The 10,660-nt window shown below is 35.7% G+C and carries 5 protein-coding genes; 4 read left to right on the top strand and 1 reads right to left on the bottom strand.

Going from position 1 to position 10,660, the window contains the following annotated elements:
• A partial coding sequence (locus C0Q33_RS09420; protein ID WP_165776501.1) for a hypothetical protein occupies positions 1–302 on the top strand: 302 nt, incomplete at its 5' end.
• Positions 303–411: 109 nt separating this feature from the next.
• Positions 412–3,834, top strand: coding sequence for an HYR domain-containing protein (locus C0Q33_RS09015; protein WP_101478276.1), 3,423 nt, complete (start codon positions 412–414; stop codon positions 3,832–3,834).
• A 466-nt stretch (positions 3,835–4,300) separates the two neighbouring features.
• Here C0Q33_RS09015 and C0Q33_RS09010 read toward each other — a convergent pair whose 3' ends face one another.
• Entirely contained in the window at positions 4,301–4,669 is a 369-nt protein-coding gene (locus tag C0Q33_RS09010) for a cupin domain-containing protein (protein ID WP_101478275.1), read from the bottom strand.
• 267 nt (positions 4,670–4,936) lie between these two features.
• Between C0Q33_RS09010 and C0Q33_RS09005 the strand changes: the two genes are divergently transcribed.
• Positions 4,937–5,413, top strand: a complete 477-nt coding sequence (locus C0Q33_RS09005; protein ID WP_394336921.1) for an NUDIX hydrolase — start codon at positions 4,937–4,939, stop codon at positions 5,411–5,413.
• Positions 5,414–5,844: 431 nt separating this feature from the next.
• Positions 5,845–10,660: LamG domain-containing protein (locus C0Q33_RS09000; RefSeq protein ID WP_133121067.1), on the top strand; the 4,816-nt coding region annotated here is incomplete at its 3' end.

The raw sequence follows: 10,660 nt of genomic DNA, 5'->3' as shown, positions 1-10,660 counted from the left end.
CTGGAAGCACCGGTCCTTTTACAACTGATACTGCACTTGGTACTCAACAAGGACACAAAACTATTGCAACCACTTCTATTACTACGGCAACTCACGGACAAGTCACATTAACAGGCGTATTTAATCCAGGAAAGATTACCAACTCTACAACTCAGACAATAACAGAGTCGGGTGTCTTTGATAATACTGCAACAACTCTGAATAGTAACTCTACTAACATGTATGCAAGACAGACCTTTAGTGGAATTACTATAGCATCTTCAGATACGCTTCAAGTAACTTGGAACATAACCATAACTTAGATCGCAGATAATTTGTATATTATATTGATATCAAATGATCCATTTTGGCACTTGTAATATTGGATCTATTGCAACATCTCTTATATTAGACTAGAACATAATTAGTACATTGCACCATATTGGGAATGCTAGGTTATTCTATCTACTTTTAATTATCATAGGATCTTCTGTTCTCGGACTAGGTATTCATTCTGCATCGGCCGAAACTCCTTCCTCTGATTGTTCTGCTACTCCTGGTCCAGGTGTAAACTATAATGACTGTGACTTTACTAGCATCACACCTCCTACTTTTGCTGGCACTCCTGGTTCTCCTGTTAATCTAAAAGGTGCAACTTTTGTTGGCGCACAACTTAGTGGTGTGAATTTTCAATATGCTAATCTCCAAACTGCAAATTTTACTAGAGCTGATAATAACAACGGAGGTCCTGGTGCTAGTACAAACACAATATTTGATTATGCTAATCTTACCAGAGCGACATTTGAATATGTAAATCCAGATGAAGGCACACTTTCTTTCCAAGGTGCAGACCTTCATTATGTTGATTTTAAAGGAGCTGATCTATCCTATTCAGAGCTTACCTCAGGAGCTGATATAACAGGAGCAAACTTCGCTAGTGCAACTCTTTCTGGTACAGACTTTACACTGGCAATTATGGAAAATGTGATATTTACTAGTACAACTTACTTTCAAAATACAATTTTTAACGGTGTTGACTTTAGCGGTACAAAACTTACTCATCTAAATCTATCAAATAATAATTTTGATGGTGCTAACTTCCTTAATGCCAATTTGACTGGTACATCACTTGCAAATACTTCTCTTGTAGATGCTATTATTGGTTCTTCTTCTTCAACTGTAGCTACAACCTTCCAAAATTCAGATCTTAATTATGTTGACTTTACTGGAGCACAAATGTCTGCTGATACAAACTTCGCTGGTGCAACTACTGTAGGAACAATCTTTACTGGTTGTACAGGTAATCCAATTTGTACACCAACAACCAATCTTTCACCAGTCATTTACTTTGATAAAATACTAATTACTGGTGGTTCAAGTTTAGTACAAGTTAACTCTACAGCATGGAAGATAGGTGCAGCAACTAATTCTGGTACTCATGTGCAATACACTGGAGTTTATGCAACAGTAGGAACAACTACAATCCAGCAGGGCTCAAATCTAGTTTGTACTCCAAATAATACAATATTTCCTTTAGGTACTACTCAAGTTACATGTACTGCAACAGATCCGTCTAATCCAGCAAATACTAGCATATCTCATTTCTATATAATTATCACCGATACCATTCCTCCATCAATTTCTACTCCTACTAGTGTAGTTGCAGAAGCAACAGGACCAAACGGAGCCATGGTAACTTATCATGTAACTGCAAATGATCCTGTAGACGGAGATGTTACATCAAAACTCGTCTGTACACCAGCCAGCGGTTCTCAATTTGTCCTAGGTTCAACAACAGTAACATGTCATGTAACTGACTCTGCTGGAAACACTGCAACACAATCATTTCCAGTTATAGTACAAGACACTACACCACCTACAATTACTGCTGCCAATCCACAATTTCAAGAAGCAACAAGTTCAGCAGGAGCCAATATATTTTATCATGCAACTGCATTTGATTTGGTAAGTGGAAATATTCCCCTTACAGGAAGCAATGCACTAAATTATTGTACACCAGTTAATGGCACTCAAGAAGCACTTGGGTCAACAACATCCGTAACTTGTCATGCAACCGATGCTGCGGGAAATGCTGCACAGGTTACATTCTCAGTTACAGTACATGATACTACACCACCTAAAATTGTATTTTCTCAATCAGTTATCACCATGGCAGCAACAGGTACTCTAACCCAAGTTAACTTGGCAGGAACTGCAACTGCTGTTGATACAGTTGATCCAAATCCAAAATTGACAAATAATGCACCAGCAGCTGGTTTCCCAATAGGAACATCTAAAGTAACATGGACTGCAACAGATGCATCCGGTAATTCTGCAACTGCTGTTCAGACTATAATTATAACAACAAATCCATCACTAGTTACAATCACACCTCCATCTGATATTACATCACAAGCAACTGGTCCACTAACTCCAGTTTCACTAGGAACTCCAACTTGGACTGATCCATTTGATGCAAATCCTACAATAACAAACAATGCATCAGCATCTGGTTATCCAGTACGAACAACTACTATAACATGGCATCTAGTAGACCATGCAACTCCACCTAATACTGCTTATGGTCAACAGGTAGTTACAGTACAAGACACTACACCACCTACAATTACTGCTGCCAATCCACAATATTTCCAAGCAACAGGACCGTTGGGAGCCATTGTATTTTACCAGGCATCTGCATCTGATCTTGTAGATGGAAAAGTTATACCAATCTGTACACCACTTAACGGTACTCAATTTACAATTGGAACAACACCTGTAATATGTACTGCAACTGATAGTCATCATAATACTTCAACACAAACATTTTCAGTAATAGTTCATGATACTGTTGGACCTGTAATGACTCTGACACCTAATCCAGTAATAGTAGAAGCAGTTAATCAAAATGGAGCACCTGCAACTTTCAACGTTACTGCAACTGATCTTGTAACAGGTCATGCCTCTGCTACATGTACTCCATCTTCTGGCACAATCTTTGGATTGGGACAAACACCAGTTACATGTACTGCAAGTGATAAGCAAAATCCACCAAATACCAGTACGCTTTCATTTTTAGTTACAGTGCGAGACACTACACCACCTACAATTACTGCACCACCAAATATTACTACTAAAGCAACAGGTACTCTAACCCAAGTAACACTTGGAACTCCAACTGTTTCTGATACAGTTGATCCAAATCCAACAGTTACAAACAATGCACCATCTGCTGGGTATCCAATAGGAACAACAATTGTAACATGGACTGCAACAGATCACTCTGGTAACAAGGCAACTGCCACTCAGACTGTAGTTATTTTACCACAGAATACTCCAGGTAAGGTTAATGGTGCAGGTTCAATTGGAAATGGTATATCCTTTAACATGAATGTAATGTCCTCTGATGGACTAACTTTCAAAGGACATCTTGACTATAATGACAAATCTGCAAAAATTGATCTTGATTCTGTAACTATAACATCATTATTTGTCGATAGTACTGGTACCAAGGCTAACTTTACAGGTACTGCTACACTAAATGGAAAATCTGGATATACATTCAATGCCTATGTGATTGATAATGGAAATCCTGGTAAAAATGACTTTTTCCAAATTACTATATTCGATAGCACTGGTCACATAGTCTATACAAATAATGGAAAATTAACTCATGGTAATCTTCACGTAAGCAACCAAGCAGATGGAAACAACAATAACAAATGTGATTCTGACCCAAGAGATTATTCCAACTCAAATAGTTACCCCTCAAATAATGACTACTGGAATCCTAGCCACTGGAACAATAATCACTGGGATAACCACCAAGGCAACAATTTCAATAACGGACACTAAGACGTTTAAAAAATAACTAACTTTTTTTACAAGATTTAGATATGAAATTGGCTTTCTTTATGTATTAAGCAAAACCAAATTTCAAATGTTGCCATAGTCAGCCCATTTTTCAGTTAAAGATACAGTCTTTATCTGAAATGACTATCTCATATGGAATAATGGTTGACAAATCATCTTTTACTCTATATTCCTAAAATGAGGTTGATACGTTAAGGTCTTCTTTTCATGTTGGAAATTGACAAATCAGCCTGAAAATCATATGAATACTTATCTCATAATCTACAAGTCAACCACATGAATGCAAATATCCCTTAAGTTCTAGCTCTAGGTTTTGTCATATTTTGTTAAATTTGTAATGGAACAAAGTTTTATGACAATGATTATTTAGTTAAACAAATTAAAAGTAATGAATTTTATTCATGAATAAATTTAGCGTTGTAATAATCTATTTACCACTTTAATGTAATTATATTTTCATTTTCTCTTCAACAATCTGCCTATATTTTGGAAAGTTTGTTATGATATACTCAGATTCTGATGTTTCAATGAATATGGAATCCTCTAATGCAATGAATAGATGAGCAATATCTTTTGGAATGTGTATAATTGCAGGTGCTTTGAATGTTTGAATTGTTTCTTGGTTAGTAGAAATATCATTGAATCTGACTTCAACTTGACCAGAAATTAGTGCATGATCTTGATCATATTTGTGATAATGACCTCCACGGGCAAATCCCTTCCTAGTCTCTATAAGATTGATTTTCATGCTATTATATGAATAGAAGATGATCTTACCCCTTACATCATCTATTTCTTTTTCAAATTTTAAATTCATAAAATAATAATTGAATAATTACTATTTCAAGACTTTCAATTTTTATCATTATCTAGCATGTACAATATTTAGAAGTAAATTATTTTGCGATAATAAACAAGATAAAACACAACATTTACAAATAAAAAACAAGATATGTCTAAAAAATAAAGTTGATTATTATGAATCATAAATTGGTAAAGTATCTAATTAATCAAATAATGTTATAATTAAAATGGTTCATGTTTTTAGATAATCTTTAAGATAAAGATAAAAAATATGATACTTGTGAAAAATTTTCAATATGCACCAAAAAAGATCTATGATCAATTTGGAAAATATTTTCCGTTTTCAACTGTAGATGTAATAATATTCAAACAAGACTCTGTTCTTTTAATAAAGCGAAAAATAATTCCTTACAAGGGAAAATGGCATTTTCCTGGCGGACTTATACGGAAAAATGAAAAAATAAAAGATGCAGCAAAGCGTGTTGTTAAAGCAGAATTGAATTTAGATATAAAACTTGAAAAATTTTTAGGAGTTTACGAAAATCCTATTAAAACTCGTCATGATATAACACATTGTTTTATTGCAACTATAAAAAATAAAATTAATAATGATTATGATGCTGAATCAATAAAATTCTTTAAAAAAATTCCCAACAATACAATTCCATATCATAAATTAATTATCAAAGATGCACTTGAATATATGAAAACAGAAAAGAAAATTTCTTATCATCGGCAAATATTTTATTTTTTATAATTTAAATCAATTAAAAAATTCTATCATTTATTTTTGTAGAAGTAGATGATTAGTTGCTAACAAATGATATTGTATAATTTGTTGAAACTGAATTTTATTTTTTTAAATTATAAAAATATAAAAATTAACTTTTGAAAAAAATATTTTTTTATAATTATTGATTTACATTTTTATTGAAAATTTTTTAAACAAAATTAAAAAAATCGATTTTATCTCCTAGTCCAAAAAGGACACCTAAAATGGCCTTGTTGCCAGAATGGTTAATCTATCTGTTGGATAATTCCTCTCCTCTTTAATCCAATGTTGAACAATTTTACAATGTTGGAAATTATACAATATTTCCCAGATTCTCTAGAATTGATCCTAGATGATTCTATAATTTATTTTAAAATTTCTGATCTGAAAAAATTTAATTTTAGGAGTTTTGAAAAATGAAACTTGGTATTTTAATTTCATGTTTATTGTTGATATCTGTTTTCAGCTATGCATATGCTGATTCAATTATAATTGATGCTGATGTAAAACAAGCTGATGCAAAACAAAACTTACAAACTTTATCAATACAAAATTCTTTGCCAACTTATACAAAAAAATATTTTTCAATAAATCTAAATGAAAAAATTGGAATTTCTGCAAATGATCAAAAACCATCTTCTGAAAATTCTAAAGCTGTAATAATTGGATCCATAAAAAGAATTTCCCTTTCTGAATATATTTCAATAACTACAGCTGGACTAGATCACAATTCCATTGCAATTTTTAAAAATAATAACATGGATAAAATTACTACACTTGAACAACTTTCTTATCCTGAAAGAATAAGACTCCATGGAAAAAATATTCTAGTTGATAACTATAACGCAAATCTTGTACTTGATCAATTTCCAATTGTTAAGATCACAAATAGTCTTTTGACAAATCTTTACTATGAAAAAATTAGTTATTGTTGTATCGAAGAAAAAATTGAAATTGTACATGATATTGCATTTGTTGATAATTTCTTACTTGAAAATAACATTCCACAATTCTATCAATTAGGTATCATTGCAAACACTGACTTTGCTGATGTTGTACATGATTTGTCTACCAGTACAAATCCTACAATTCTTCTTTTGTTGGTACTCCTTTCGAGTTATTTGTTATACTCTTACGAGGACGTAAAAATAAAGTATAACAGAAATAGAATTTTTTCATTTTGTTTTATTTTGATTCTTGCTTTATCGTCAATCTTTACCCCGTTTTCAATATCTCAAAGTTATTGGGGTTATGCATATGGTGAGGTTGAAAGTAATTCCTCTGGTGCAGTGTACTCTACCACCTCACAAAATTCATTATCTCTTACAAACTTGGCTAATTCGTCCAATCCTCATAATTCATTGATATCGCAAAATACTACATCTCAGACAGGCAATCTCACATCCCTAAATGGATTAAACATCAATCCGCCAAGTACATCCACTCGTGTATCCCAAAATACTAAGACAAGCAGCCCTACCACCCCGCAACTCACCAGTCCTGTCACCCCACAACCTCCTAGTGGATTAAATGCAAATCCAGCACCTGCAGTCAATGGTGTTGGTATGGCTGATGTACTAACTATAACAGTCACTAGAGCAAATTCTACTACAACCTCTATTTCCAGTCTACCAACTATAACAAATAGTCCTAAAAATGCTACTTCCTCCTTCACAAACCAAGTACCCATGTCTGATTCGGTCTTGGCAATGCTTCGTACATTATCTGGCTATGTAAATAACGTCTCAATCTCAAATCACGTACCATTGAGCGATTCTGTTTCATTGGTGACTACCAACTCAAATGGTACCAAGATTGTGCCTGTCTTCTTAAACCAAGTAACCATTTCTGACTCTGTAGTGGCTATCAAACCAGGAGTCACCGTACCTAATGCTACCCAATCCTGGAAATTCAACTCTATTAACAGTACAAACCATGTAGGCAATGTAGCCATAGTAAATAGTACCAATGGAAACTCGCTACAACTCCAAGGAAACGGCTATCTTACTAGTAACTTGACCCAGACAAAAATACTCAAAAACTTTACAATATCTGCCTGGGTCAAGCCAGATTACAGCCAAGGATCCCCTGTTTTTACGGTCGTAAGCAAGGAAAACGAGTTTTCCCTTACTATTAACAACAACATAAACCCAAGAGGAGTTGCCACATTTAGCGTATATGACGGTATTAAATGGACAACAGTAAACTCTACAGTCCAATTAAACCAGACCTGGAGCCACCTTGTTAGTACCTATGATGGGTCCACAATTAGCATCTATGTTAACGGTACCCTGCAATCGACAACCCAGATCAAAAGTAATCTAGTCTTGGCCGATGACGGTGATCTTGTTCCCAAGACTCCTGACCAGCTATCTTCCAACAAGGACCTAGTAATTGGAGCATTTGTAGACTCGGCACGAGGCTATGGTTTCCCCTTGAACAGCTTCTCAGGTCTAATCCAAAAGGTCTCATTCTACGAGCCATACCTAAACCAGCAGCAAGTTGGTCAATTATATACTCAGGAACTGCCTGCTTTTGCCCCTCCAGCTCCCTATACCTCTCTAGTATCTGATGGAATTGACATTGTTGATACCATTGATACTTGGCTTGATACTTCTAATCTAAACACTACATCACTTGCTGCAGTACCTACAGTTAACAGCACACAACAGACCTATCTTATTACACAAAATCCGGAATTTATTTACCAGTATCTATCTGATGCCCAACTTTTGACAATTACACCTGCAATAAAGCCATCTCACAAGCAGCCACAAACAGAAGGCTGGTCTGATTCTGAGAAATCAATTTCTATCGAAATAACAGGTCCAGATGGAAAGAAGAAGACATTCTCACCAACTATTTCAGAGATAAGACAAGGAAAATACGACATTAAGGTTCCATCAATGCGAGATGTAAGGGCTGGTATTTACAATGTAAAGATAACCATGGTAAGAAACGGCCAAAAGTTTGTAACAAATTCCCAATACCAGTGGGGTCTTGTCTCTGTTAACACAGACATGAGTACCTACAAGCCAGGAGATGTTGCAAAACTGATCCTTGTTGTACTAAACAGCACTGGAAATTCTGTTTGCAATTCTAATATCTTGATGACAATTACCGATCCGCAATCCAAAAAGACTACACTTGCAACTGGACTTGGAATTACACCAAGCAACGAGTGTGGTCTGTATAACGCAAATTACACAACCACCACACAAGGTAATTATTCAGTAAACGTCTCTGCACAGACTCAGACAGGATATGCGTTCTTTACAACCTCATTTTTAGCCCAAAATTATACTCAATATCAAATAATACGACAGGCAGATTCCAAGATAGACCCAGTTGACTATGCAAATAACTTCAAGGTAACACTTGACGTACAATCCTTTGTTGGCAATGCACCTGTTGTTATCAGAGAGTATGTGCCTGCAAACTTTACTGTAACTACAGATGGGCAAGTAAACCAGACTGGGGACACCAAAGTGATTACTTGGCTGAAAAACTTGGGTCCTGGAAACAGCACAAACGTATCATACAATTATTCCGTACCAAAGATTTATCCAAAACTGTATGCTCTAGGTAAAGCTCAGATTGGCCAAAGCAACTCGACATATACAGAGGCAAGAAACTGGTTTGTAGCAGTTGATCCTCTAACCACCCAAGTAGATACTACAACTGCTGCCAACACCAACTACTTGACCATGACAAAATCAACCAAGCAGAATGTCTGTATTTCATCTACAGTATGCTATTCTGCCTACATTACATCCGCTAACAACGCAGTAATGGCAAAATCAACAGATGGTGGTAATACTTGGGGTGCACCAACAGCGCTCAGCTCAGGTCTTACCGTTGTTGCTCTTGGTATATGGTATGACAGATGGACACCAGGCAACAAGGTTGGAAATAACATCCATGTGATTTTCACAGACAGTGGTAACGACCGATTTAACTATGTACGATACAGTACAAATAATGATTCTGCCACAACTTCAATTCAAACAGACATTTACTCACTAGGAACTCAAACCGCTAACAATGATGTCGGAGTAACAGAAGGTTCTGATGGAACACTCTATGCAATGGCAGATGACACTACTGGACTAACTAACGGTCATTCATTTATGGAATATTGCCCATCAAGCTGTACTGTTGCAGCTAACTGGACTGAAGCTCCTCAACCATTTGCTAGTGGAAATAAAGTTGGTACACTCTGTGAATGTGATACACTACTGCTTCCTTTGAATAATACCAATATCATGATGTTGATGCAAAATGTTACAACAGCCACATTCAAGGGAGCAATAGCCTATAACATCTACCAAAGAGCATCAAACACAACTCAATTCTCTGACTTTCAAGTTATCACTGGAGGAACTGTACACGGATGGAAGACAAGTTCCACTTATAGACATACACTGTCTGGAGCAGTAGATCCATTGTACAATACCGTCTACATTAGCTATGTCAATAACACCAATGTGGCAGGTGTCAATACAGCAATTGGAGTATGGAAGTATGTTCCATCGTCTAGTCCAACTTGGACTCAGCTTACAAAGATACCTGCTACCAACTCTTCATCAGTTATACTTGATTCGTCAATTGGAATTGCCAACTCGACTGGGTTGTATGTGGCATATTCTGAGGCAAAGAATGTAGGCACTGATAATATCTATTATGCAGTATCTTTAGATGGAGGCAACACCTGGACTAAGGATCAGCAGATAAACGACATTGCAGCAGGTGACTTTAGGAGTGTCTCTATTGAAGCATCATCTGATACATCTTTACATGTAATGTGGCAATCTAGGACTACTGGTCCTACCACTATACACCTGTATACAGATACCGTAACACAGGTTGCATTCCAAAGGGAATCTATGGCAATTGTTGACCAGCCAGTAGTTATTGTCAGAAGAAGGTCATCAAGCCAGTCTGATTCTATGCCGTTATCAGATGCGCTAACAATAGGTGGAAAAAGATCAGCTCTTGTTTCATATGCAGTCCCATTATCAGATGTACTAAGTACAGCTGGTGTACATCATCTCACACTAAACGAAGCTTCATCGATATCTGACACAAGTTCCCGTCAAAGATTCAAGATTGCAACTGAAACAGATTCAATGCCGTTATCCGATCAATTGACTATAGTACAAAAATTATCAAGATCATACTCTGATGCTATCCCATTATCTGATAAACTAACAATAATGAAATCAACATCCC

Origin of the sequence: Candidatus Nitrosotalea bavarica (genome assembly GCF_900167955.1) — an archaeon.
GTDB lineage: Archaea > Thermoproteota > Nitrososphaeria > Nitrososphaerales > Nitrosopumilaceae > Nitrosotalea > Nitrosotalea bavarica.
Note: the sequence above shows the minus strand (reverse complement) of the source record. Positions and strands in the feature narration are given on the sequence as shown.

Bases quoted from the DNA above. Each gene is read 5' to 3' on its own strand.
- C0Q33_RS09010 (WP_101478275.1), bottom strand. From the start codon at position 4,669: ATGAATTTAAAATTTGAAAAAGAAATAGATGATGTAAGGGGTAAGATC.